Source organism: Metabacillus sp. KH_069 (assembly GCF_057838075.1).
Genome location: NZ_CM174460.1, coordinates 1,684,019 through 1,708,091, shown reverse-complemented (window position 1 = coordinate 1,708,091; position 24,073 = coordinate 1,684,019). Strand labels below are relative to the sequence as shown.

Here is a 24,073-nt window from a genome sequence, read left to right as displayed (position 1 = left end):
AAGGGGCCGCGCTGGCCTCTTTTTCAATTCTCAATAGATTTTATGACTCTTGCTGGATTTCCTCCAACGACAACATTGTCAGGGACGTCCTTCGTCACGACCGCGCCGGAGGCAATAACTGCATTGTTTCCGATTGTTACGCCCGGGTTAATGACCGCTCTTCCGCCAATCCACACGTTATCGCCGATTGTGACAGGTTTTCCGAATTCCGCTCCGCTGTTTCTTTCTTCCGCATTTAATGGATGGGTGGCTGTATAGATGTGGACTCCTGGAGCAAGCATGCAATTGGCGCCGATTGTTACCTTGCACACATCCAGAATCACACAGTCAAAGTTGGCATAGAAGTTTTCCCCAACGTGAATGTTTGAGCCGTAATCACAGCGGAATGTAGGTTCTATGTAAATATTTTCTCCAGTCGTTCCAAACAGTTCCTTAAGTATTTTTTTACGCGCATCATCATCCGTTTCAATTGTCTGGTGGAACAGCCTTGTTAATCTTCTGGCGCGGGCACGTTCACTTACTAAATCTTCGTCCCAAGCTAAATAAAGTTCTCCCGCCAGCATCTTTTCTTTTTCTGTTTTCATGAAGAGCATCTCCTTGTAACCGTTATAATTCCTTCATTATACCCTCAGCCATTTCTTTTCCACAAGAAAAAACAGCGCGATCCACCATGCGCTGTTTTCCCATTTAATTCGTATCTGCGATCCCATTCAGCTCCCCAACAACCGTATCCACGATAAACACGGCGTCCTCTTCTTCCAGATTAAGAGGAGGAGAGATTGCAAGGACGTTGTTGTAGCCTGCTACAGTTGCGCCATTTTTCCCAATTATCAGCCCTTTTTCCTTGCAGGATGCAATTACTTTATTCACAAGACCTGCATCCAGCGGTTTTTTCGTCACTTTGCTTTCTACAAGCTCGATTCCAATCAAAAGACCTTTCCCTCTTACATTTCCAACATAACGATTATGCTGGAGACGTGATGTGAGTTCAGATTTCATTTGGCCTCCAACCTCGTTTGAACGTTCGAAAAGCTTTTCATTTTCAAAGATTTCGATATTTTTAAGTGCAAGTGCACAGGCGGCAGGATTTCCTCCAAACGTGTTCACATGGCGGAAATAATCATATTCCTCTGTTCCTTTAAAAGCTTCATAGATTTCTTTTTTAACAGCTGTAGCGGATAGCGGCAAGTAGGCGCTTGTAATCCCCTTGGCCATCGTTATGATATCCGGCTTTACTCCGTAATTCATAAATCCGAATGCTTTTCCAGTTCTGCCGAAGCCGCAGATGACCTCGTCAACAATGAGCAGAGCCCCATGCTTTTCACAGACTTCTTTTACGCCTTTCATATAATTCTCAGGCGGCATCAGAATGCCTCCGCCTGTTATAATCGGTTCCATGATCATCGCGGCAATGGTTTCGCTGAGCTCCCATGTCATCGTCTGGTCAATGGCCTGAACCGATTTCAGTTCAGCCGGGGCTGCATTTTCGTCTTCCGGATACCGGTAAGTGTCAGGCGGAGGCACATGTATAAATCCTGGTGCAAGCGGCTCGTATTTATATTTCCGCTGAGCCTGCCCGGTGGCAGCTAGAGATCCCATTGTATTGCCATGATAGGCCCTGTACCTTGAAATGATTTTATAGCGTTCATGGCTGCCTGTTTGCTGATGATATTGGCGGGCAATTTTGAATGCTGTTTCATTTGCCTCAGATCCGCTGTTCGAGAAAAAGATGACATAGTCTCCGCCAAGCATGTCATTCAGCTTTTCTGAAAGCTGAATGGCAGGCAGATGACTTTGTGTTAACGGAAAATAAGCAAGCTTTTTCAGCTGCTCGTATGCAGCTTCCGCAAGCTCTGTTCTTCCGTAGCCTGCATTCACACACCACAAACCGGCCATTCCGTCCAAATACTTTTTCCCGTTTGCATCACTGATCCATGCGCCCTTTGCTTCCTCTGCTATAATTGTCGCCTCTGGATTGAATGGCTTCATAGAATGCCAGAGATGGGCCTCATCTTTTTGCAGAGCATCTCTTACATCTGTACTCTTTTGCATATTCATCCTCCTTGTCTATTAAAAATCAAATCTGGATGTAATCATTTTTTTGCGTGTATAGAAGTTTACGCCGTCTTTGCCATTAACATGTAAATCTCCGTAGAAAGAATCCTTCCACCCCGAAAATGGGAAGAAAGCCATCGTCGCCGGCACCCCGACATTAATTCCAAGCATTCCTGCATCCGCTTCTTCTCTGAACGTCCGAATGGCCTGAGCATCCTTTGTATAAATGGTAGCTCCGTTTCCATAACGGGATTTTCGTATATAATCAAGACCTTCATCTAAATTTTCCGCTCGCAGCACACTGAGCACCGGTGCAAAAATTTCATCCTTTGCAATGGTCATTTCAGGGGTTACCTTGTCAAAAATCGTTGCTCCCAAAAAATAGCCTTCTTTTTGATTTTCCATATCCCGCCTTCCGTCTCTTAAAAGTGCTGCCCCTTCCTCAATGCCTTTTTCAATATAACCAATGACCTTTTTCAGGTGCGTATCACGAATCACCGGAGTCAGAAGCACTTCCGCGTCCAGACCATTTCCCATCACTAAGTCATCCGCTTTTTGATTTAATGTCTGCATAAATTGATCCCCGTCTCCAACAACAACTACTGCGCTGCAAGCCATACAGCGCTGGCCGGCACTGCCAAAAGCAGAGCTGATAATATGCTGTGCCGCTTTGTCAAAGTCTGCATCGGGCATCACCACATGATGATTTTTTGCACCTGAGAGAGCCTGAACCCTTTTACCTTTCGCAGCAGCTTTTTCATACACATATTTTGCAACAGGCTGAGATCCTACGAATGAAATCGCTTTAATATCTGGATGCTCCAATAATCCGTTCACCACATCGTGACTTCCATGGACAATGTTTAAAACACCGTCCGGAGCACCTGCTTCCGTGAACATCTCAGCAAGCTTATTGGCAAGCAGCGGTGTCCGCTCAGATGGTTTTAAAACGAATGTATTTCCGCAAGCAACCGCAAGCGGGAACATCCACAATGGCACCATCATCGGAAAGTTAAAAGGAGTAATTCCGCCGACAACGCCAAGCGGGTAGCGGAACATTTCAGAATCCATCTCTTCTGCAATTCCGGATAAGGATTCACCCATCATTAAGCTTGGTGCTCCCGCTGCAAATTCAACGCACTCTATTCCTCTTTGAACCTCGCCATATGCCTCTTTATAAGCCTTGCCATTCTCAGAAACAATTAATTTGGCAAGCTCTGCATGATTTTCTGTCAGTAAATGATGATATTTAAATAGAATTCTTGCTCGTTTCGGAACCGGCATCAGCTTCCATGTTTTAAATGCCAGTGCTGCCGCCTTTGCCGCCTGGTCTACATCTTCGGCTGTTGAAATCGGTACAGCTGCGATCTTCTTCCCCGTTGCAGGATTAATTACGCCCTGCACTTCATTCCCTGCTGCACTCACCCATTTTCCATTGATGAAATTTTTAATTGCTGCTGCTTCATTTGCAACTGTCATTGTCATCCCTCCGCATATTCTGAAAATTCTACTAATTATGTTCATTATCTCTCACAAAGGAACGGCAATCATTAGACACTATGTAAAAGATACGGGGGGAATGTTGCTACAGTTTGATTAGAAAAGCGGAGCCGTTCTGGCCGAGGAGTTGGGAGGCGGAGCTGGACAATGCAGAAAAGCGGAACCGACTATTCAGATCAAGGAGTTAATGCTGAATTGATGGGTTTTCTAATTTAATTGGAGGGGTTTTAGAATTAATTCGTGTGGTTTCCGGATTAATTGGAGGGGTTTCCAAATTAATTCGAGGAATTTGTTCTGGCCTGATATGAAGATAAGAATCCACCCCAAATCCTCGTCTCAAGCAAAAACCTAATCAAAAAAGAGCACTCTTCAAAAGAGCACTCTTTCCTGCTATTCGATCTTATGCTGCAGCGGAATGGTTCCTTCTGTATTCATGATGAAATCGTGAGCCATCAGCATAAACTCAAGAGCCAGTCTTCTGTCTGAGTTCATGAAGTTTTCCCCAAGGAGCAATTCAAGCTTTTCTATGCGATGGTAGAGTGTCTGCCTGACGATAAATAATTTTTTCGAAGTTTCTTGTTTAGAGCCGTTGCATGCCAGATAGGTTTTTAAAGTAATCAGCATGTCACCGTTATATTTTCGGTCATATTCTATGACGGGGGCCAAATATTCTTGAATGGTTTCTTCGAGATTGCCATGTTTTTTTAACAAAGACATCATCCGGTACATATGCAAATCCTGATAAAAATAGCTTTTGCCTTCTTTAGAAAGTGAATCTTGCAGAGCCAGGGTTTCTTTAGCTGTTTGATAGCTTAAATGAATACTGCCGAGTTTGTCGGCAAACTTCCCGACTCCAATAGAAATAGATGAGGTTCTGATCCGTTCGGAACCGTTTCCTGAATGAATTCTTGAGAGGGCCCCATCCATTCTCTCTTTCCAATCCTTCTTGTTCCGTTTATTCCCCACGATAAAAATAAGATGATGGCGGACTTCAACGGTAAACAAGTGAAATCCAAATTGCTCAAATACCGTTCGAAACAGAAGCTTGAAATAAGTGCTGTCGACGTTTGGAGCCTGCCCCCCTGAATCAGGCGAAAGCTTGCAGATGCAGACAGTTCCTCCATTTAAACGCAGCTTCGGATCAATGAAGGAGAGCTGTTCTTTGATGACTTCATCCGTGTATTCTCCTTCAAGCCAGTTTGTCAGCCACTCGCTTTCTTCTGCCATCTTTTTTTCTTTGACATATAAATCCCGCAGCAAATGCTGGGCAAATGCGTTGGCTGTTCTGTCTAAAATGAGAAGATCAAATTCATTCAGTTCGCGGCAGCCGGCGACAATCAGCAGCTCAGCGTAGGTTTCTCCAAGAATCTGCACAGGCTGACTTGCGATATTGGATTTATTGTTTTCCTCTCTATTCCCAATTTTCAAAAGCAACGCTTCTTTTTCATCTGCCTTTGGCTCTGGGAAGAAATCGGCTTTATTTCCGCTCAATACAGCAATAACCTGAACTTCTAAATAGGCTTGCAGAAATTTCAGGATTTGCTGGCAGTCTTCAATTTCAAGCAGCATTTTGTTCAGCTGCTGGGAGTATTTTTCTAAATCTGAGAGAAGTTGATATTGTTTATTAATGATGAGGGAATGCACATCTTGGGTAATTTCAACAAAGGGAACCTCTTGATGAAACAGAATGATAGGAAAATGGTGGTGATCTGCAAGTTTGGTAACTGCATCCGGAATACTGTTAATGTGTGTGCCCATTTCGATGCAGAGTCCGGCAGCATGCCTCTCGATCAATTGCCTTAGAAAGGAGACAAAGTGTTGGGGATCATCTTTAAAGCCAAGACCAGTTGTAAGAATCAGCTCATGGCCATTTAAGAGATTGCTGATTTGAACCGATTCAACAATATGAACCCATTTCAATTGGCGGTGCAATCCTTTAGCACCAGCGATTACGTCTGTTTGGGCAAAATGCTTTCGATTTAAAATCTCATCAATCGTTATGTATGATTTCATCCGCACACCCCTTTTTTGATGTCGCTACAGTCTATTATAAAGAATGGCATGTTTGAACACTATACGTTTGTCAGTTTTTCTCACAAAAAAGATAGGACAAATTCTGCCCTATCTTTGTCGAACGATGTCATTTTCGGATTTGAGCCAGCAGCATGGCGGAAAAATACTTTCTGGCATCCGCCGTTTTTACGTGCATTTCAGCTGAATCGTTTTGATTCTTGTGATTTCTGAAAGTAAGATAAGCACCGCTTAAATTTTCAGTCACGCTTGTGATTTTGTAGCCCTGACTCAGATAATAATCAATCTTATCTCTTTCAGACAAATACTCCTGGTAATCAGACATAACGAGCCTCCTTCTTATAATTGCTCTGTTTGTGCCGGGGCAATGGCAACGTTCGGCACTGTTTCATCTTCGAGATCGATTGTCCAGTCATTTCCGACTGAGATACCCAGATACTTTTGATCATCGGGATCTATTAATTCAGCCTGGGCATAAATCTGAAACCACCAATATTTCGCCAAAATGTAATAGACAATGCAGCCGACTGCAAAGCCGACAATAAATGAGTATGAAGGAATAGCCACTGCAGCTGCGCCTCCAATGATCCATGCGATAAAGCCTGCAGCATTTACACCTTTCATATATTTATATTGTCCATCTGATTCGAAGAGGTCTTTTACATTAACCCTGCGCTTTCGAATTAAATAATAATCAGCTACTAAAATCCCGCATATGGCAGATAGGATTCCTCCGACTATTAATAAAATTCCGATAATGACGCCAAATAAACTCCACGGCTGAACGACGATTCCAATCAAACCTGCAACTGCTACTCCCGCCCAGAAAGGAACCTTTGGCCCTCCCACATTAGAGAAAATGGTCGCTGCAGGAATCAGGTTTGCAGAGGTATTTGTGGACCACTGCGCGAGCACAATCATAACCAATAAGATACCAAGAATAATGCCGGATGCAGATTGCTGCAGGGCAACGACCGGATCATAGTTTGTCACAGCGATGTAAGAAACGGCGCCAATCACGACCATAAAGGTTTGCACGATTGGATAGGCAATTAAATTGCCCGCTATTTGGCCTTTGTTCCGCTTGAACCAGTTCTTTTCCATTTTAGGTGCTTTCACAAAACGGGAAAGGGATGGCATATCCGCAGCGAGGGTTCCCCAAAATCCCATATTAGACATAATGACAACCATGAACGCTGTAAATGCCGCTCCTCCAGTTGCCGGATTTTCAACCCATGACCACACGTTTCTGCCTTCCTGCAGCGCCTGATCTGATAGAGTAAAATACATCCAGCCTGAAATAATGATGATGACAGGTGCCGCTAAATCAGCAAATCGTTCAATCGCCTTCATTCCCAGTGCTGTATTGACGACTTGCAAGATGGCAAAAATAAAGAAGCAGACAATCCAATTATCAAACCCGAATAAAGTAGCAAGAATGGCATTCATGGCACTGGCGCCAAAGAATGTATTTACACCAAACCAGCAAGAAGCTACAAAACCGCGTACAACGGAAGGGATGTGCGTCCCGACTGTTCCAAAAGGCGCTCTCATATAAACAGGGAAGGATAAGCCATGTTCAACACCAATATCCCCTGTTAACGTCATTATCAGACCAAGGACAATCGAACCAATTATTGTTGCAGCAATCACCCATCCTAATGGAAGACTCTGAACACCTGATCCGCCGATGGCAAATGCAGCAAGCACAACAGCCATCCCAACCCAGATTAAAGCAAAGCCCAGCGAACCAATGTTTTTCTTATGATGAGGAATCGGCAGCAAATCAGGAGACTTCAAATAATTTTTAGCCACTTTCGCATATCCCCTTCCAAATGGTTATCTCTTTGGTTTTTCAGATCGAAATCGGTGCGCTTTTGGTCGCGTCAAGCAGCTCTCCGTATTTAGCTCTCTTCTGATATTTGCCTCTGCCTGCCTCGCCGGCAAATTGCTTATCCTTTATCACAAATTCACCTCTTGATAAAACGGAAACAGGTTCTCCTGTTACTTTCAGACCCTCAAATGCGTTATAATCAACGGCCATGTGGTGAGTTTCAGCAGAAATCGTCCGTTCTGCAGATGGATCGAAAAGGACAAGATCCGCATCAGAGCCGACTGCAATTGTTCCTTTTTTAGGATAGAGACCGAATAGTTTTGCTGTCTTTGTACTAGTCATATCAACAAATTGGTTTAATGAGATTCTTCCTTTATTCACGCCTTCTGAAAAGAGAATGCTTAGACGATCTTCAATAATAGGGCCGCCATTTGGAATTTTAGTAAAATCTCCTTTTCCCAAATCCTTCTGTCCTTTAAAATCAAACGAGCATTGATCAGATCCAATAGTCTGCAGCACTCCTGTTTTCAGCGCATTCCAGAGTACATCCTGATGCTTCTTCTCGCGGAGAGGCGGTGACCAGACATATTTTGCTCCTTCAAAATCCGGCTTTTCCAAGTACGTTTGATCAAGAACCAAGTATTGAGGACATGTTTCCCCCCACACATCAAAGCCCTTGCTTCGCGCTTCAGCAATTTTTTCAACAGCGTCGGCACATGAAACATGTACAACATACAGCTGAGAGCCGGCAAGCCCCGTTAATTGAGCCGCTCTTCCAGTTGCTTCGCCTTCAACTTCAGGAGGGCGTGTTAACGCGTGATTTATGGGATCTGTCTTTCCTTCAGCGAGTGCTTTTTTCGTCAGATAATCAATGACATCTCCATTTTCAGCATGTACCATGACAAGACCGCCAAGTTCTTTAGCAGTCAAAAGCGTCCGGAATAATGTTTCATCGTCCGCCTGGAAAACATTTTTGTAGGCCATAAAGACTTTAAATGAAGAAATGCCTTCTTCATTAATGACAGCTGGAAGCTCTCCAAGTACGTCATCATTTATTTCAGAAATCATTAAATGAAAACTGTAATCGATTACTGCTTTATCTTTGGATTTTTCATGCCATGTCTGAATGGCATCCTTCAGCGGTTTCCCTTTTTCAGTTAGACAAAAATCAATAACCGTGGTTGTGCCCCCAAAGGCTGCAGCCATTGTTCCGCTCTCAAAATCGTCCTTTGTCACGGTCCCTCCAAAGGGCATATCAAGGTGTGTATGCGGATCTATTCCGCCGGGAAAAACGTAGCAGCCCTTTGCATCAACGATTTCTGCTCCCTCTTCAGGCAAATTGCAGCCAATCGCTGCTATTTGTTCCCCTTCTACTAAAATATCTGCTTTATACGTATCGGCAGCTGTTGCAATTATGCCGTTTTTAATTATTTTTTTCATCAGTCCGCGCCCTCCCTTTACTTCACAAAGTCTGCACTTGAAGTTCCAAGTGCTCCAATCACCGACTGCCTTTCATTCCATGTCATTGGAGGCAGTTCATTAGCAAGCTCGACCATATCGATGGCTCCATCTACCGGACATACGATTGAACAAAGATTGCATCCGACACAATCTTCTTCACGCACTTTCAGATAGGACTGGCCGCTTGCATCCTTAAGCATGTCAATGCACTGATGGGATGTATCTTCACAGGCAATATGACATTTGTTGCAGTTGATACAGACATCTGTATTGATTTTCGCTACAACTTTATAGTTTAAATCAAGCTCTCCCCAGTCTGAGTATCTAGGAACAGACTTGCCGACCAGGTCCATGACGGAGGTTAAACCTTTGTCATCTAAATAATGGGACAGGCCTTCAATCATATCTTCAACAATTCGGAATCCGTGATGCATGGCGGCTGTACAAACCTGGACACCCATTGCCCCCATCAGCATGAATTCGACTGTATCCTTCCAGTTTGAGATGCCGCCGATGCCTGAAATCGGCACATTGATCCGCGGATTCCTTGCACATTCCGCTACCATGTTTAACGCAATCGGCTTAACAGCGGGACCGCAGTACCCTCCGTGCGCTCCTTTTCCGGCTACATGGGGAATGGTATTCCAGGTATCAATGTCAACGCCGGCGAGGCTGTTTATCGTATTAATCATGGAGATGGCATCCGCTCCGCCTGCAACGGCTGCCTCAGCTGTTACCGTAATATCGGTGATATTTGGCGTAAGTTTGACAATCACAGGAGTTTTAGCCGCTTCTTTAGCCCAGTATGTTTGCCTCTCCACCAGGTCCGGAACCTGACCGGAAGCCGCTCCCATGCCGCGCTCTGCCATGCCGTGGGGACAGCCGAAATTAAGCTCAAGTCCATCTACTCCGACATCCTCAACCCGCTTAACAATTTCATGCCATTTCTCCTGTTTCGGTTCTACCATCAGCGAGGCAATAATCGCATGATCCGGAAATCTTTTTTTCGTTTCGTAAATTTCCTTTAAATTCACCTCAAGCGGACGGTCTGTTATCAATTCAATATTATTAAAACCGGCTACACGCTGCCCATTAAAACTGACCGCGGCAAATCGGGAAGAGACATTTAAAATCGGATCTCCGAGCGTCTTCCATACAGCCCCTCCCCAGCCTGCTTCAAACGCCCTCTGAACCTGATAGCCGGAATTTGTCGGAGGGGCGGATGCAAGCCAAAAAGGATTCGGTGACTTTATCCCCGCAAAATCAATTCTTAAATCAGCCATGAATGAACCTCCCTTAATTAGAAATGTGGAATCACCCGTTTAGCTCCGAAAGACAGATAAGGATCCGGCCGAAAAGGCGCTTTTAGCCTTTGCGGACGGAGCCGTTCTGGCCGAGGAGCTGGGTGATGCAGCTGAACACTGAAATGCGGAACTGCCTTATACAGATTAGAGGCAGTTCCGTTTTAATTTAGTGTCATGTAAAATTCAGGCAAGCTTCAGTTCTTCAAAAGATATCTTTTTATGGATCTCATAAGCTGTCAGCTTTCCTTGCTGCGCAGCTGATACGACCATCGCATCTCCTTGGCCTTTGCCGAAAATCACATCTCCGCAGGCAAAGATTTTCTCATTTGAGGTTTGGTAAGAATCCTCTGAAATACGCACTACCCCGTCAGAGTGTTCGACGCCGAATTGTTCGATTAAATTGAGGTATCTGGATTGACCGATTGCACGGATGACAGCATCGGTTTCGATGATAAACTCAGAGCCCGGTACGGGAACAGGACGAGGTCGCTGTCCATCAATTCCTGCAGAAAGCTCCATTTTGAAGCATTCAATTCCTATTACTCTATTATCCTCATTTGTAACAATCCGTTTTGGGGCAGTAAGCCATTTGAATGCTACGCCGTCCTGTTTGGCGAATTCATATTCAAAATCGTAGGCAGTCATTTCCGCCTGAGTTCTGCGGTAAAGAATGCTTACATCCTCTGCACCTAGCCTGACGGAGCAAGTAGCAGCATCGATTGCCGTATTTCCGGCTCCTACAACAACGGCCTTCTTCCCTATGAGATCCATCATTTTTACCGTTTTTGTCTCTTTCACAAAATCAATTGCATCGTATACTCCATCTGCATCTTCGCCTTCAATGCCAAGCTTAGGAACGGATGACATTCCGACAGCAAGAACAACGGCATCATAATTCTCTATTAATTCAGAAGCCATGACATCTTTTCCTACCCGTGTATTCGTCCGGATTTCGACATCAAGGTTTTTCACTTGCTCAACTTCCCAAAAAGAAATGGATTGCGGCAGCCTGAATGAGACGATGCCATACGTATTTAAACCGCCGGCATATGGTTCTGCTTCAAAAATCGTTACGGTATAACCCAGCAGAGCAAGCTCCCTTGCAGCTGATAATCCTGCAGGACCTCCGCCTACAATGGCTACGGTCTTGCCATTCTTTTCTCCCGCTTTAAACAGGACTTGTTCATTATGAATCGCCCAGTCGGTGGCATAGCGCTGTAAATTTCCGATCATGATCGGCTTTGTAGATGAATTAAGGACACATGCTCCTTCACACAGCTCCTCTGTCGGGCAAACACGGGAACAGCTTGCTCCCACAGGATTGGCTGTCATAATGGTTTTGGCGGATCCCTTCAGGTTTCCAGAAGCAATCTTCTTAATAAAAGAGGGGATATCAATACCAGTCGGACAAGCCTGAATACAAGGTGCGTCGTAGCAATATAAACATCTGCTCGCTTCCTCGAACGCTTCCCTGTTTGACAGGGCCTGCTCAACCTCCATAAAATTTCTCTCTAAATCTATTAAAGAAATTTCCCTAGTCAAGATAAAAACCTCCTTTTCCAGCGATTAAGGCAGCAAAGCCGTCATTTCCTGATACGTTTCCGGACGTCTGTCACGATAAAACTGCCACGTATCCCGGACTTCGCGGATTAATTTTTTATCCATTTCACCGATAACGACCTCGTCCCTGTCACGGCTTCCTTCGGCCACAAAGCGGCCTCTTGGATCCGCAAGATAAGATTGTCCGTAAAATTCACCCATGTTCCAAGGCCCTTCGTAGCCAACACGGTTGATGGCTCCAATGTAATAGCCATTTGCAACCGCATGTGCCGGCTGTTCAAGCTTCCATAAATACTCCGAAAGACCCGCTACTGTAGCTGAAGGGTTAAAGACAATTTCAGCCCCATTTAACCCAAGAAGCCTTGCACCTTCAGGGAAATGGCGGTCATAACATATATAGACCCCAATTTTCGCAAAAGCTGTATCAAAAACTGGATATCCGAGGTTCCCCGGTTTAAAGTAAAACTTCTCCCAGAAACCGCCTCCTTCTTTGCCCACTCCTACATGCGGTATATGATGTTTTCGGTATTTCCCTAAGTATGATCCATCTGCATCAATGACTGCAGCTGTATTATAATAAGTAGCAATTCCTTCGCGTTCATAAATAGGCAGAACTATTACGATGCCCAGTTCACGGGCCAGCTCCTGAAACCGTTTAGTAGTCGGTCCATTTGGAATTTCTTCTGCTGCATCGTACCATTTCGTGTTCTGTTCCGTACAAAAGTACGGGCCATAAAAGATTTCCTGAAGACAAACAATCTGCGCACCCCGGTCGCTTGCTTCTCTCACAAGCTTAATATGCTTTTCAATCGCTTTTTCTTTGTGAACTTCGACAGCCTCATTTCCATCCACATCATTGCTGGCCTGAATTAATCCAATCACTACTTTGTCTGACATGCGACAGCCTCCTTAGGACAATTCTTCAAAATAAATAAAAATATTCTAAATATTAAAAATTCAAACTTTGTATCTATTTTACTTTCAATTCCCTCCATTTACATTGTACAAATTGTTAAAAGGTTTCTTTCATTTCTCTTGCACTATGTAAAGAAGGATCCACTCTATGTGAGATTAAGTAACATTTTAGTGTAAAATTTGTGTTATCTTCTTTTTTTCGTTAGGATAAGGAGGAGACAATTGAATTAAATTGAGAGATTGGAATGATACATATTGAATATTGCAGCCTACACGGTTGAAAAATTGCATGATCCATTCGGCATTCTATCAGGAGATCGTTATGAATTCTTTCTGGAGCTTGATGTGGATGAAGACGATGAGTTATATACAGAGAAGGGCCTGCTCTTAAAGGTTATTTACTTAGTCGATGACAGCGGCGGAAGAATCTCCGTTTATCACCTCATGGAAAAGGAAACAAACACATTTCTTGATTTCGAGCTTGATGAAGAAGAAGAAGCCATGATCAAAGAATTTTGCCAGGGGCATTATTCAGAAGAAAATTAAGAAAGAGCAGGCGGTTAGCCTGCTCCTTTTTTATGCTTCTGTTTTTTTGCCTTCTTCCACAATATGAAACAGAAGATGCGCCAGATGATGGATCGGTCCGTGTGCTTCTTCCTCTTCGTTTGTTTCTTCATTAAACTCCAGATCATTTAAATAAAGAGCCGTGAATTGATAGAAATCCTTCAGCTCAAATGAATAGCAAGCGCTTGGATCTTCCTGCTCTTCTTCATAATGAAGAACGAGGTACCACTCTTTTCCGTCTTTATCTTCCCCGTCAAAGAAAACGAAAAAGCCGACGTTTGTATCAAGCTCGAACAAATGGCGCGTTCCGCCTTCTGTTACCAGGTGAAAATCTTCCTCGTTCAGTTTTTGAACGGTCATTGCATCTGTTTGATCTTCTTTATGAAATTCTACTGAAAATGAATTCATGCTATCTCTCCTATGTATTAGATTCTTCCCTATCGTATACCACTTTTCCCTGAAAAACAAAACGAAGGCCCCTTTTTAAAAAAAGGAGCCGTTTCATTACTTTTTAAAAATGCCAAAAGGTTTTCCGATCGGCAGGAAAACACGTCCAAAATGAGCATTCAGCACTGCTGCAGCTGAACCGTAAAACGATAAGAGAGCAATCAGCATTTCAGAAACTGCCGCAAGCATATGCGTCGCTTCGTGCATGATGCCGAAAGAACTTAAAGAAAGACCGATAAATAAGAAATCAATTAGGACAAAAATAAAAAATAAGACTTTATGCGTTTCCATGGCACCAACTGTCATGAATAAGCTGAAGATTAAATAGCCTACAAAAGCAAAGCCAAGCTGTTTTGGATCAACGCTTGCTGCAAGCTCATCTCCGAATACACCTAATTGAATGAGCCAAGAACCTCCGACACCAAGCCAAAACAGGCCAAATGCACCAAAAGCAGTCGTTCCGAACGTGTTGTTGTGCTTTGCATCATTGATGCAGGCAAACAGCTGAGCAAATCCCCCTAAAAAAATCGCCCACGGTAAAATAAAAGAAAGACCCTCTGTTAACCCAAGCTTTTGCGAAGAAGCAACGAGTGTAACCATTGCAAGTCCAAAAAGTCCAAGCGCTGAAGGATCTGCGGTTGTCATTTTTACTTGTTGTACATTCTGATTGTTCATGATGAACCTCCTATATTTTAAACACATACTTGAACAAGATACAGGATTGAAATAGCGGTGTCAATGAGTTTTTGGGGATATTAATTAGTAAACGATTACATTTTTTCTGAAGAAAATAAAAAAAGCTGCCATCAGGCAGCTTTTTAGCTCATTATAATTTTACAACGTTCTCAGCTTGAGGTCCGCGGTTGCCTTCAACGATGTTGAATTCAACTTCTTGGCCTTCTTCTAACGTTTTGTACCCTTCGCCAGTGATCGCGCTGAAGTGAACGAATACATCGTTTCCGCCTTCAACTTCGATAAATCCAAAGCCTTTTTCTGAATTAAACCATTTTACTTTTCCAGTTGCTTGCATGAGAAAACCTCCAAAAATTTTTTAATATGTCCTACTATTTACAACATGGTAAATAAAATATTCACATATTATAAAGAGTATCAATAGAGGAATAGATAGTCTTTATAACATGTGAATGCTAAACCCCATATGAATTCATCTTAAAAAGATTTGACTGATAGTCTGACAATATCTATTGGTTATTCATTTATTTAACTGTGAACACAAAGCAACGAAAGCCCTACCTCTCTCTCGTCCTTGCGGCTCCGATGACCGCGCCAGCTTGAATTGAGCTAACAAAAATCAAAGGATTTGAACTTGAAAAACTAGATTATCCAATAAGGATAATTGAATGTGAAACTCTATTATTTCTTGGTAGAAGGGTATTTATATTATGAACTAACTTTTTTATTATACATTGATTGAAGAAGAAAATCAACTTTTGAGCATGTTTTAGCCGACTTTTTGTCGAATACTTTAGCGATAATTGCTGGATTATTTACGAAAGTTTTTGAAATCACTTTATTATAGGGAAAATCTTAATTAACCAGCTCTGTGCGAACTCATTAATAATTATCAAAAGGCTGTTTTCGCATAGATTGTTGTTTTTGATTATAAATGTTGTCCGTTCCTTTCCGCGGGGAGCGTGGAAGCCTCCTCGGCGAGCCTGCGGGGTCTTCCATTTCGCTCTCTTTTCCCGCAGGAGTCAAGTTCCTGCAGCGTAGATCCACTAATGGTTTTAAACATGTAGTCTCATCAAAGTTTATGAAAAGAGCCTATCAAAAAAAGCGCCCCATTCTCATGGGGCGCTCTTCTCTTATTCTGCTGCGTTTTCTGTTTCAGCCAATACGCGGTTTACACGCTTTTCAAGCATTTTCATGCCGCTTCCGCCTGCCTGGAAATGACGAAGAGCTCCAGTTTTATCAAATACATAGTACGCAGGCACATATTGATTATCAAATGCATCTGTCAGCTTGTGTTCGCTGTCAACGAAAATCGGCTGTGTGATGTCATGCTCAGCTGCTGTTTTTTTTATGTCCTCTAAGTTCAGATCGTCTTCTGATCTAGGCATGTGAACAGCAACTACGTTCAGTTTATCTTTGTACTGATCTCTGAATTCATTAACCTGAGGCATTGCTTCCTTGCAGAGATGGCAGCTTACAGACCAAAAATGAATGAGTGTTGGTTTTTCACCAATTAAATCTTCTTTTGTCTGCTGGCCGTTCAGCCATTCCACTGCACCGTTTAATTCCGGCATTTGTTCGCGTAATTTCATTGTGAATCCCTCCATTACTTGTATAAGAAAAGCTTAAGCGCCCGGTTAGCTCCGACAGACAGATAGGGATCCGACAGAAAAGGCGCTTTTTGCCAATACTTTCTTATCTCTTAAAAAAGGCCTAACCAAGAGTTAGACCTTCCTTTTCTTTTAAAACTTATAGAGTTGCTTGTCCTGGCTTCCAGTTAGCTGGGCAAAGTCCGCCAGTTTGCAATGCTTGAAGCACACGAAGTGTTTCATCTACATCACGGCCGATGTTGTTGTGGTTTACAACAGCATATTGAAGCTCGCCGTCTGGATTGATGATGAATAGTCCGCGAAGAGCAACACCTTCTTCTTCGATTAACACGCCGTACTCGCGTGATACAACGTGGTTTGTATCAGCAGCAAGCGGGAATTTCAATTCGCCAAGACCGTTTTCTTTACGGTCTGTGTTGATCCATGCAAGGTGAGTATGAATTGTATCTGTTGAAACGCCGATTACTTCAGCGTCAAGGTCTTCAAACTCGTCAGCGCGGTCAGACATTGACGTAATTTCAGTTGGACATACAAACGTGAAATCCATTGGATAAAAGAATAATACTGTCCATTTGTCGTTTTTCATGTTTTCCTCAAGACTTACTTTAGCGAATTCTTTGTTAGCCATTACAGCATCCATTTCAAAGCGCGGAGCTTGTTTTCCTACCATGCGTTCTGCCATTATGTATCCCTCCAAAATGTATTTTGATATCTGGTATCGATATCAGCTTAATTGAGAATAATCAAATGATTTTCTCAACTGGTGACTTATTCTTTTCACATTGAACATTATAGAGCAATCCGTATTTTTAGTCAATGTTAAATAATAATTAATTTAATATAGACTGCCCCATTTATTATGAATACATCAATTGGTATTCCCTTTTCTGTGCCAAATCAATCATCAAACTTCAGCAAAATGCGATTGATTTCAACAAATTAAGTTTAACATGCTGTGCAGCGGGTAACCAAATAATTAGTCTTGGTTTTAATTGCACAGGAAGGATGTTGCAGATGGAATTTTTTGATTTACTGAACAAAATTAATTGGGCAGGTCTTATGACAACTGCAGGAATTATCACCTTAAAGCTGATTGGGATTCTGATCGCTTTCGTAGTAGTAAAAGCTATCGGCACACGGGTTGTTGATAAGACGTTTACACGCGTACAGCAGCGCCAGTCGATTTCAATTGGCCGGTCAAGAACCCTTCAAAGCTTAACATTAAATCTTTTTTCTTATATTTTAATTTTCATTTTTGTTGTTATGGTGTTCGAGGTATTTGAATATGATGCGACAGCACTCCTTGCAGGTGCCGGAGTTGTCGGACTTGCGATTGGTTTTGGAGCTCAAGGCCTTGTAAGCGATGTTGTAACAGGTTTCTTTTTACTTCTCGAAAAACAGATCGATGTGGAGGACTATGTTACGACAGCCGGTTATTCAGGAATAGTTGAACAGGTTGGTCTGAGGACAACTCAGATCAGAAGCTTTGACGGTACATTGAACTTTGTGCCGAACCGTGAAATCGTCAGTTTAAGCAACCATTCGCGCGGAAACATGAGAGCGCTTGTTGATATTGGAATTTCATATGATGATAATATTGATGAAGCCATCGCCGTCCTTCAGGAAGCGTGCGACCGCATTGCTGCTGAAGACCCTGCGATTGTTGACGGACCAAGCGTAATAGGCGTTCAGGGTTTAGGTGCTTCAGATGTGGTCATCCGCATCATTGCCAAAACTGAAAACATGATGCAGTGGGGAGTCGAGAGAAATCTCCGCAAGAAATTAAAAGAAACACTCGATGCCCACGGGATTGAGATTCCGTTTCCGCATCAGGTATTTGTTGAAAAAAAGGCTAATCAGGTTCAACATTAAAAAGCTGCCAACCGGCAGCTTTTTTCTCGTGTGTTAGTGCATTCTGTTCTCAACATGCTGGCAAATTTCATCTGCCGTATAACCGCTTGCACTGAAAACAGACCCATTTGTCACCGCATTGCTGATCCCCATGATATTGGAATCTTGACCGGTAATGATGCAGAAGTCACAGCCTTTTGCATCCTCTTCATTTCGCAATTGAACGACCTCATAGCCTTTTTCCTGAAGAGCTGCTGTTACATCTGATAATGATTGTTCAACACCTATTTTTGGCATTTCATCCACCTCCTATCACTAATGTGTCACATGGAGGGGACGTTTATTCTTGGATTCAATTTGCTTTATAGAGAAAATATTTGCACATCAGCTGAACAGCCGTTTCAATCGCTTCTTCTTTAGGCTGCAGTTTAGAATGGTGCAGTCCGTATGGGGATTCCACTCCGAGCCAGAACATAAAGCCTGGAATTTCATCGAGCATATAGCCGAAATCCTCGCCTGTCATGGCTTCACGGCATAATACAACCTCTGTATCCGTGTTTACTTTTGTGAAATCCATGAATTCTTCAGTAAGCTCGTGATGGTTATATACTTGGTGGTACATTGAGCCATAGTCAATAACCGCCTTGCATGCATAGCCAATCTCTAGCCCATGAACAAGCGCTTCAATCCGCTCTTTCACTTTTTCCATAGATTCAACAGAAAGCGTTCGAATGGTTCCTTCTAGTCTTGCATTTTCTGCAATAATATTTTGGACGGTCCCGCCGGTAATTTTCCCGAAAGTAATGACTGCACTGTCCAGTGGGTCGACATTCCTTGCAACGACAGACTGCAGCTGTGTGACAAGTGAAGCTGCGGCAACAATCATATCCTGTGTTGTATGCGGATATGCCGCATGTCCGCCCTTGCCTTTTAGGTCAATAAAAAGCTCTGACGTATTGGCAAAGAGCAAACCTGGACGGGTGGCAATTGTACCTACTGGATATTCAGGCGCAATATGGAGTGCTGTAATTAAGTCTGGCTTCCACTCTTTCATGATTTCACTCTGCAGCATAGGTTCAGCTCCGCCTGGTCCCTCTTCAGCAGGCTGAAAAATAAAGAGCAGATCATCTCGAACTTGATTTTGAACAAAATAAGTGATAATGCCAAGTGCAATCGTCATATGAAAGTCATGACCGCAGGCATGCATGCGGTCTGCGTGCTCTGATTGAAAAGAATAATCCGTTTCTTCAACAATCGGCAGCCCATCCATATCTGCTCGGTAAGCAATTGTTTTCAAAGGATCGATCCCTTTTACTTTAACAAATAGTCCAGTTTTCCACGTTTTGATTTCAAGTCTTTCAGATGGCAGTGAACTTAAATATTTCAGAAGGTATTCCTGCGTCTTAAACTCCTGAAAGCCAAGCTCTGGGATACGGTGGAGATCCCTTCGAATCGTAATTAATGATGGCAGCTGATCCATGACACTTCCCCCTTATACCTATAGAGAAGGCGCGGATGAAAGTCATCCACGCCTTAAAAACAGAAACTCGTATTATAACTGTCTTAATTCTTGTTTGATTTCTGTTTTTGATTTTGTTTTTTCGTCGATATCTTTAATTTTTCGAGCAGGTGTACCAGCTACCACTGTATAAGGAGCTACGTCATCAATAACAATCGCTCCTGCAGCAACAACCGCTCCTTTTCCGACAGTAACGCCTTCAAGAACAACTGCATTTGCTCCGATTACAACGTCATCTTCAATGACAACCGGTTTAGCTGATGGCGGTTCGATAACTCCAGCAAGAACAGAACCTGCTCCGATATGACAGTTTTTTCCGACTGTTGCGCGTCCGCCAAGGACAACGTTCATGTCGATCATTGTACCTTCACCGATCACAGAACCGATATTAATAGAAGCTCCCATCATAATGACAGCATTATCGCCGATTTCCACTTGATCACGGATGATCGCGCCTGGCTCGATGCGGGCTTTAATGCCTTTCATGTCAAGCAATGGAATGGCTGAATTGCGTCGGTCATTTTCCACAACGAAATCTTCAATTTTAGCTTCATTTTTTGTTAAAGCCTCTTGAATTTCAGCCCATTCACCGAAAACAACCCCGCTGTTTCCATTTAAAAATGTTTTTGAAGAAGAACCAAAATCGATGCCTTCTACGTCACCTTTTACGTAAACTTTTACAGGTGTTGATTTCGTGCTATTTTGTATAAATGAAATAATCTCATTTGCATCCATCATTTTCATATGTATTCCTCCTTCAGACTATGTACTTCATTACTGTATCAAAGGAAGTGTTTGTTGACAAGCCGATTGTCTGCACAAATTATGAACGCACAGCCGATTGGATGCAGCGGGCAAATTGACGGCCGAATTCCAGACAGGCTTCCTCCTGATCACCATCCGGAAAACACTCAATCTTAAGGCTTTCCATAATAAGAGAGCCATTATTCTGCTTGATTTTTTCAGCAAGCAGGTCAACCGCACCGCAAAAAAGATCATAAGCTGTATCACCTGAACCAAATAAAGCGATGGTCTTATCTTCAAAATCATAATCGTCCATCTCATCATAAAGATCCATCATTTCATCAGGCATCTCTCCGTCCCCCCATGTATAAGCACCAATTAATATGTGATCATACTCTGTGAAAATGGTGCCGTCAATATCCATTGCTTCAAACTTTTCAGCTTCTGAGCCCGCTTCTTTTAGGCCTTTCTCCATTAAATCGGCAATGGCTTCTGTATTGCCTGACATGCTTGCAAAAATAATGGCTGTTTTCCCCATTTATTCAATCTCCTTTCTTAATGAACCACTGTTGAATAACCGTACAAGTCACCCTGCTTGCTTTCATGAAGGCCTGCTGCAAAAAATGAACGTCCGCTGCCTGCAACCCTGAACGCATGCCCTTTAATTGTTTCCGCTGGAAAAAGGGCCATCGTATCCTCATTTAATGCATATATCCTTGAAAATCCGTACTTATCCTGACTTGAAGCGGCATACGTGATTGTTTCATCACAAAAAACATCAAGAAACGCTTCCTCGCTGTAGATATTTTGACAGCTGATCCAGTTAAGATCATGTCCATCATTCAGGTTAGCCATTTCAATACTTCCTGCATGTCCTTTTGCAGAGCCTCTGCAGATCAGCAGATTTCTATTTTTATCAACGGCTATTGAAGAAATCATGGAGTGTCCTTCTTTTTTAATCCTTGTAAAGGAACCTGTATGATAATCATATCTCCACAAGCCCCCATGCTCTGCATGAATCTGCGTACCGATAAAAAGCTGATTATCATGGAGATAGAGAGATCGGATAACAGGTTTTGAGGAAAAGCGCTTAAACGGCTTAAAGCCGTTCCATGATCTCCCGCTGTCATTTGACTGATAAATCGTATGTTTTCCGTGAATGATGACCGTTCCATCATCATTACCCGCAATGGACCAGATGGCTGCTGTTGTCGGAAGGTATGCTTCAGTGCTTGAGAAATCCGAAGTATTCATGCGGAAAATAAAGCCTTCTTCGCCGACTCCGTACAAATATGAACCAAGCAATTTTAAACAGCGGATTTTCTTATTAATCCGGAGAAGCATTTCCCATTGATCATGGCCGTCAAAAAAATAAAGCCCTTCATTTTTTATGGCAACAAAATACCCGCTTCCCGCCACTTTTTCGACTGCTGTTGCACCTCTATGAAACATTTAATGTCACCTTCCCGTTTTTGGCACACCATGAAGAAAAAGCTTCAGCAAACTGGATGCATTCTGAGATTTCCTCTTCTGATTCAGGTGAACCCTCTATTTTCAGCAAGTCTGCAAAAACATCCGCCCCTGTTTCCGTAAATCTTTCATGTAATAGGTCGACTGCTTCACAAAACTTCGGATAAGTGTGATCACCTGATCCAAAGCAGCCGATGTGTTTGCCTGTAAGATCAGCAGAAGCAAGTTCTTCATAAAAGTCCTCCGCTTCATAAGGAAGATCCCCATCCCCCCATGTATAGGATCCAGCGAGTATATGATCGTACTCCTTGATGCTCTCACTATCACAAGCATCCATTTCTTCATATGTAACTTCCATCTCATCTTCTTGCAGTCTTTTCCCGATCAGTTTAGCGATATCTTCTGTATTTCCTGACATACTTGCATATATAATAAGAGTTTTTTTCAACAAAGCCACCTCTTTAATTGATAATGATTTTCATTTTCATAAATTCACTATAATTGAAATTGATTCTCATTATCAATGGTGTTTTAAAAATAAGCCTGTTTTTAAATATAAATATTGTCCGTTCCTTTCAGCTGGAGGAACTTGCTTTCCGCGGGGAGCGTGGAAGCCTCCTCGGCGAGCCTGCAGGATCTTCCATTTCGCTCTTTTTTCCTGCAGGAGTCAAGTTTATCCGCTGCTATCCACTAAGGTTTACAACTTTTAATCTCATAGCAACAAAGTTTACGAAAAGAGCCTTTAAAAAAAGAAAAAAGCAGCTCCATTTGAAAGCTGCTTAATGAATCTCTTTCTTATTTTCTTTTAAAACATCAAGAAATGCCTGAACCTGCTTTAATTTAAACGAAGATTCAAATCCAAGCAGCCAGGTGTCCCTGACGATTGGCTCTCCGTGTTCATTGAGCAGCGGTATTTTATAGATATCCCGTTCATCATCCAGCAGTGTAACGGATGGCAGAATGGCGTAGCCTATGCCATTGTAGGCCATTTGCTTGCACGTTTCGATCTGATCAACGACAATAGTGCGTTTCGGACTGCTTTGAAAATGTTTGTGCCACCAATCCTGAATTTCCTGATAGTAAGATGAATCGCTTTTAAATTGGATAAAAGGCCTTTCTGTTTCAATAAGGTCCTCAACCTTCTGAATTTCAGTGTCTACTAAATACAGAGTATCTGTGAGCAAATGCTGTTTGACGCCTTTCCACTCAGGATTTCCCCTGATAATGCCGATATGAACATGATCCTCGTACATGCTTTTTAAAATTTCGCTGCTCCAGCCTGTTATAAGTGATATTTTCGCATGCGGGTATTTACTGACATATTGCTTTAATATGTTAGGCAGCCAGTGCTGTCCTATAATTGAAGCAACGGCTATCTTGAGTGTTCCATGAACCTCTCCTTCAAGCTCTGATATTTCCTCTCTCAGTTTCTCCTCTTTTTTCGTTACCTCTTTTGCAAAAGCCACAATTTTTTCTCCGGATGGAGTGAGAGTAAGTCCTTTTTGAGAGCGGATGAAAATCTGAAACCCCCATGATTTTTCAATCGACTGCAGTCTTTGAGACAGCGCAGGCTGCGAGACAAACAGCCGTTCAGATGCTTTTCGCATATTCATTTCCTCTGACAGAACAACGAGCATTCTTAATTCCGTTAACTGCATCTGCATTCCCCTTGATAAGTTTTTCTTATATTATAAGCTAATTTTTTCAACATTTCATAATCATTAAAGGAAGAATATACTAAATTAAAAGAAACATTTTCATACAGGGTGTGATGACTACATGGAATGGCCGATTTTTTTCATTGGAATTGCAGCTACTTTTATCGGAACTCTTGCGGGCAGCGGAGGAATGATCAATATGCCGCTCATGCTCCTTTACGGCTTGCCTGTTCATACAATCATCTCCTCTAATAAATTTGCCAATACGCTGAGCTCTTTTTCAAGCTTTTATGTGCTGCTGAAGAAACGGGAGATTCATTTTAGAGAGATTTTGTATACTGCCCCTTTTACGATATCAGGAGGAATTGCCGGAGCTTATTTTACAAGCAGGATCAGTGAGAACACGATGACCTACATCGCTCTTTTTCTGCTGATCTTCGCTTTAGGATTAAACTTTTTAAGAAAGCCGAAGGAACAAAACTCCGGGGAGAGCAAAATAAAAAAAAGACTCTATCCTCTTGTCTTTGGGATTGGCGCTTATGACGGCATGTTCGGCCCAGGCCAGGGAACTCTTCTGATGTACACATTTCTTCATCAAGGTTTTACTTATATTAAATCCGTTGCTTTTACGAGATTTCAAACGTTTTTAAGCTGCTCTGGGGCATTTGCCACATATGCATTGGCTGGAGTTATGAACTGGACGATCGCCCTGAGTCTGGCCGCCGGAAGCATTATTGGAGCACAGCTGGCGGTGAGATTTGCGAGTAAGCTCAGTTTTAAACACGCTTCTTGGCTAATACGGCTGATTACTGTTCTGATTATCATTCAATTATTCTATAATTTAATTTTTTAGGAGG

The 24,073-nt window shown here is 42.7% G+C and carries 25 protein-coding genes; 3 read left to right on the top strand and 22 right to left on the bottom strand.

Translation table 11 applies throughout. From position 1 onward, the window contains the following. Window positions 1–23: 23 nt before the first annotated feature. The 10 genes from AC3ISE_RS08440 to AC3ISE_RS08395 all read right to left on the bottom strand — a co-directional run bounded on the left by AC3ISE_RS08440 (window position 24) and on the right by AC3ISE_RS08395 (window position 12,642). A complete protein-coding gene (locus tag AC3ISE_RS08440; RefSeq protein WP_489223851.1) occupies window positions 24–584 on the bottom strand; it encodes a maltose acetyltransferase domain-containing protein in 561 nt (186 codons plus the stop codon). Between the two features lie 103 nt (window positions 585–687). Then, complete coding sequence (locus tag AC3ISE_RS08435) at window positions 688–2,052, bottom strand: aspartate aminotransferase family protein (protein WP_489223850.1); 1,365 nt, start codon at window positions 2,050–2,052, stop codon at window positions 688–690. 18 nt (window positions 2,053–2,070) lie between these two features. Then, a complete protein-coding gene (locus tag AC3ISE_RS08430) occupies window positions 2,071–3,534 on the bottom strand; it encodes a CoA-acylating methylmalonate-semialdehyde dehydrogenase (protein WP_489223849.1) in 1,464 nt (487 codons plus the stop codon). Window positions 3,535–3,945: 411 nt separating this feature from the next. Then, window positions 3,946–5,568: a PucR family transcriptional regulator gene (locus AC3ISE_RS08425; protein WP_489223848.1), complete on the bottom strand. Its 1,623-nt coding sequence runs from the start codon at window positions 5,566–5,568 to the stop codon at window positions 3,946–3,948. A gap of 127 nt (window positions 5,569–5,695) precedes the next feature. Further along, window positions 5,696–5,911 carry a hypothetical protein gene (locus AC3ISE_RS08420; protein WP_133311386.1) on the bottom strand — a complete coding sequence of 72 codons (216 nt, stop codon included), beginning with the start codon at window positions 5,909–5,911 and terminating at the stop codon, window positions 5,696–5,698. Window positions 5,912–5,925: 14 nt separating this feature from the next. Beyond that, a complete protein-coding gene (locus AC3ISE_RS08415) occupies window positions 5,926–7,401 on the bottom strand; it encodes an NCS1 family transporter (RefSeq protein ID WP_489223847.1) in 1,476 nt (491 codons plus the stop codon). 40 nt (window positions 7,402–7,441) lie between these two features. Continuing rightward, window positions 7,442–8,860 carry a dihydropyrimidinase gene (gene hydA / locus AC3ISE_RS08410; RefSeq protein WP_489223846.1) on the bottom strand — a complete coding sequence of 473 codons (1,419 nt, stop codon included), beginning with the start codon at window positions 8,858–8,860 and terminating at the stop codon, window positions 7,442–7,444. A 17-nt stretch (window positions 8,861–8,877) separates the two neighbouring features. After that, entirely contained in the window at window positions 8,878–10,164 is a 1,287-nt protein-coding gene (gene preA / locus AC3ISE_RS08405) for an NAD-dependent dihydropyrimidine dehydrogenase subunit PreA (protein ID WP_489223845.1), read from the bottom strand. Between the two features lie 204 nt (window positions 10,165–10,368). Next, window positions 10,369–11,685: an NAD(P)-dependent oxidoreductase gene (locus tag AC3ISE_RS08400; protein ID WP_489224292.1), complete on the bottom strand. Its 1,317-nt coding sequence runs from the start codon at window positions 11,683–11,685 to the stop codon at window positions 10,369–10,371. A 66-nt stretch (window positions 11,686–11,751) separates the two neighbouring features. Further along, on the bottom strand, window positions 11,752–12,642 hold the full coding sequence (locus AC3ISE_RS08395; RefSeq protein WP_070878061.1) for a nitrilase-related carbon-nitrogen hydrolase: 891 nt from the start codon (window positions 12,640–12,642) through the stop codon (window positions 11,752–11,754). 273 nt (window positions 12,643–12,915) lie between these two features. Between AC3ISE_RS08395 and AC3ISE_RS08390 the strand changes: the two genes are divergently transcribed. After that, window positions 12,916–13,206, top strand: coding sequence for a DUF6509 family protein (locus AC3ISE_RS08390; protein WP_070878059.1), 291 nt, complete (start codon window positions 12,916–12,918; stop codon window positions 13,204–13,206). Window positions 13,207–13,236: 30 nt separating this feature from the next. On the opposite strand, the gene AC3ISE_RS08385 is transcribed toward AC3ISE_RS08390, so the two are convergent. From AC3ISE_RS08385 to AC3ISE_RS08365, 5 genes are all read right to left on the bottom strand, one after another. Then, window positions 13,237–13,632: a cytosolic protein gene (locus AC3ISE_RS08385; protein ID WP_489223844.1), complete on the bottom strand. Its 396-nt coding sequence runs from the start codon at window positions 13,630–13,632 to the stop codon at window positions 13,237–13,239. Window positions 13,633–13,728: 96 nt separating this feature from the next. Next, window positions 13,729–14,346, bottom strand: a complete 618-nt coding sequence (locus AC3ISE_RS08380) for an acetate uptake transporter (protein ID WP_489223843.1) — start codon at window positions 14,344–14,346, stop codon at window positions 13,729–13,731. Window positions 14,347–14,497: 151 nt separating this feature from the next. Beyond that, complete coding sequence (gene cspD / locus AC3ISE_RS08375; protein WP_070878053.1) at window positions 14,498–14,701, bottom strand: cold-shock protein CspD; 204 nt, start codon at window positions 14,699–14,701, stop codon at window positions 14,498–14,500. 796 nt (window positions 14,702–15,497) lie between these two features. Next, entirely contained in the window at window positions 15,498–15,956 is a 459-nt protein-coding gene (locus tag AC3ISE_RS08370) for a TlpA disulfide reductase family protein (RefSeq protein WP_154318125.1), read from the bottom strand. Between the two features lie 157 nt (window positions 15,957–16,113). Further along, complete coding sequence (locus AC3ISE_RS08365; RefSeq protein WP_489223842.1) at window positions 16,114–16,656, bottom strand: peroxiredoxin; 543 nt, start codon at window positions 16,654–16,656, stop codon at window positions 16,114–16,116. A 332-nt stretch (window positions 16,657–16,988) separates the two neighbouring features. On the opposite strand from AC3ISE_RS08365, the gene AC3ISE_RS08360 reads away from it, so the two are divergent. After that, window positions 16,989–17,846 carry a mechanosensitive ion channel family protein gene (locus tag AC3ISE_RS08360; RefSeq protein WP_154318123.1) on the top strand — a complete coding sequence of 286 codons (858 nt, stop codon included), beginning with the start codon at window positions 16,989–16,991 and terminating at the stop codon, window positions 17,844–17,846. Between the two features lie 33 nt (window positions 17,847–17,879). On the opposite strand, the gene AC3ISE_RS08355 is transcribed toward AC3ISE_RS08360, so the two are convergent. From AC3ISE_RS08355 to ccpC, 7 genes are all read right to left on the bottom strand, one after another. Continuing rightward, window positions 17,880–18,122, bottom strand: coding sequence for a YkuS family protein (locus tag AC3ISE_RS08355; RefSeq protein ID WP_489223841.1), 243 nt, complete (start codon window positions 18,120–18,122; stop codon window positions 17,880–17,882). Between the two features lie 55 nt (window positions 18,123–18,177). After that, window positions 18,178–19,305, bottom strand: a complete 1,128-nt coding sequence (locus tag AC3ISE_RS08350) for an N-acetyldiaminopimelate deacetylase (RefSeq protein WP_489223840.1) — start codon at window positions 19,303–19,305, stop codon at window positions 18,178–18,180. A gap of 72 nt (window positions 19,306–19,377) precedes the next feature. Continuing rightward, complete coding sequence (gene dapD / locus AC3ISE_RS08345) at window positions 19,378–20,088, bottom strand: 2,3,4,5-tetrahydropyridine-2,6-dicarboxylate N-acetyltransferase (RefSeq protein WP_070878041.1); 711 nt, start codon at window positions 20,086–20,088, stop codon at window positions 19,378–19,380. A gap of 79 nt (window positions 20,089–20,167) precedes the next feature. Further along, the gene (locus AC3ISE_RS08340) at window positions 20,168–20,626 is read right to left on the bottom strand and encodes a flavodoxin (protein WP_489223839.1); all 459 of its coding nucleotides are present in this window, start codon (window positions 20,624–20,626) and stop codon (window positions 20,168–20,170) included. A gap of 17 nt (window positions 20,627–20,643) precedes the next feature. Beyond that, entirely contained in the window at window positions 20,644–21,540 is an 897-nt protein-coding gene (locus AC3ISE_RS08335; RefSeq protein WP_489223838.1) for an exo-alpha-sialidase, read from the bottom strand. Then, window positions 21,530–22,006, bottom strand: coding sequence for a flavodoxin (locus AC3ISE_RS08330; RefSeq protein WP_489223837.1), 477 nt, complete (start codon window positions 22,004–22,006; stop codon window positions 21,530–21,532). The genes AC3ISE_RS08335 and AC3ISE_RS08330 overlap by 11 nt, the downstream gene beginning before the upstream one ends. Before the next feature lie 331 nt (window positions 22,007–22,337). Next, on the bottom strand, window positions 22,338–23,216 hold the full coding sequence (gene ccpC / locus AC3ISE_RS08325) for a transcriptional regulator CcpC (RefSeq protein ID WP_070878033.1): 879 nt from the start codon (window positions 23,214–23,216) through the stop codon (window positions 22,338–22,340). Window positions 23,217–23,337: 121 nt separating this feature from the next. Between ccpC and AC3ISE_RS08320 the strand changes: the two genes are divergently transcribed. Next, window positions 23,338–24,069, top strand: a complete 732-nt coding sequence (locus tag AC3ISE_RS08320; RefSeq protein WP_489223836.1) for a sulfite exporter TauE/SafE family protein — start codon at window positions 23,338–23,340, stop codon at window positions 24,067–24,069. Window positions 24,070–24,073 lie beyond the last annotated feature (4 nt).

What these genes read in the sequence shown, in the direction of transcription:
- AC3ISE_RS08440 (WP_489223851.1), bottom strand. Translation starts at nt 584, where the DNA reads ATGAAAACAGAAAAAGAAAAGATGCTGGCGGGAGAACTTTATTTAGCT.
- AC3ISE_RS08435 (WP_489223850.1), bottom strand. Translation starts at nt 2,052, where the DNA reads ATGCAAAAGAGTACAGATGTAAGAGATGCTCTGCAAAAAGATGAGGCC.
- AC3ISE_RS08430 (WP_489223849.1), bottom strand. Translation starts at nt 3,534, where the DNA reads ATGACAGTTGCAAATGAAGCAGCAGCAATTAAAAATTTCATCAATGGA.
- AC3ISE_RS08425 (WP_489223848.1), bottom strand. Translation starts at nt 5,568, where the DNA reads ATGAAATCATACATAACGATTGATGAGATTTTAAATCGAAAGCATTTT.
- AC3ISE_RS08420 (WP_133311386.1), bottom strand. Translation starts at nt 5,911, where the DNA reads ATGTCTGATTACCAGGAGTATTTGTCTGAAAGAGATAAGATTGATTAT.
- hydA (WP_489223846.1), bottom strand. Translation starts at nt 8,860, where the DNA reads ATGAAAAAAATAATTAAAAACGGCATAATTGCAACAGCTGCCGATACG.
- preA (WP_489223845.1), bottom strand. Translation starts at nt 10,164, where the DNA reads ATGGCTGATTTAAGAATTGATTTTGCGGGGATAAAGTCACCGAATCCT.
- AC3ISE_RS08400 (WP_489224292.1), bottom strand. Translation starts at nt 11,685, where the DNA reads ATGGAGGTTGAGCAGGCCCTGTCAAACAGGGAAGCGTTCGAGGAAGCG.
- AC3ISE_RS08395 (WP_070878061.1), bottom strand. Translation starts at nt 12,642, where the DNA reads ATGTCAGACAAAGTAGTGATTGGATTAATTCAGGCCAGCAATGATGTG.
- AC3ISE_RS08385 (WP_489223844.1), bottom strand. Translation starts at nt 13,632, where the DNA reads ATGAATTCATTTTCAGTAGAATTTCATAAAGAAGATCAAACAGATGCA.
- AC3ISE_RS08380 (WP_489223843.1), bottom strand. Translation starts at nt 14,346, where the DNA reads ATGAACAATCAGAATGTACAACAAGTAAAAATGACAACCGCAGATCCT.
- cspD (WP_070878053.1), bottom strand. Translation starts at nt 14,701, where the DNA reads ATGCAAGCAACTGGAAAAGTAAAATGGTTTAATTCAGAAAAAGGCTTT.
- AC3ISE_RS08370 (WP_154318125.1), bottom strand. Translation starts at nt 15,956, where the DNA reads ATGAAATTACGCGAACAAATGCCGGAATTAAACGGTGCAGTGGAATGG.
- AC3ISE_RS08365 (WP_489223842.1), bottom strand. Translation starts at nt 16,656, where the DNA reads ATGGCAGAACGCATGGTAGGAAAACAAGCTCCGCGCTTTGAAATGGAT.
- AC3ISE_RS08360 (WP_154318123.1), top strand. Translation starts at nt 16,989, where the DNA reads ATGGAATTTTTTGATTTACTGAACAAAATTAATTGGGCAGGTCTTATG.
- AC3ISE_RS08355 (WP_489223841.1), bottom strand. Translation starts at nt 18,122, where the DNA reads ATGCCAAAAATAGGTGTTGAACAATCATTATCAGATGTAACAGCAGCT.
- AC3ISE_RS08350 (WP_489223840.1), bottom strand. Translation starts at nt 19,305, where the DNA reads ATGGATCAGCTGCCATCATTAATTACGATTCGAAGGGATCTCCACCGT.
- dapD (WP_070878041.1), bottom strand. Translation starts at nt 20,088, where the DNA reads ATGAAAATGATGGATGCAAATGAGATTATTTCATTTATACAAAATAGC.
- AC3ISE_RS08340 (WP_489223839.1), bottom strand. Translation starts at nt 20,626, where the DNA reads ATGGGGAAAACAGCCATTATTTTTGCAAGCATGTCAGGCAATACAGAA.
- AC3ISE_RS08335 (WP_489223838.1), bottom strand. Translation starts at nt 21,540, where the DNA reads ATGTTTCATAGAGGTGCAACAGCAGTCGAAAAAGTGGCGGGAAGCGGG.
- ccpC (WP_070878033.1), bottom strand. Translation starts at nt 23,216, where the DNA reads ATGCAGTTAACGGAATTAAGAATGCTCGTTGTTCTGTCAGAGGAAATG.
- AC3ISE_RS08320 (WP_489223836.1), top strand. Translation starts at nt 23,338, where the DNA reads ATGGAATGGCCGATTTTTTTCATTGGAATTGCAGCTACTTTTATCGGA.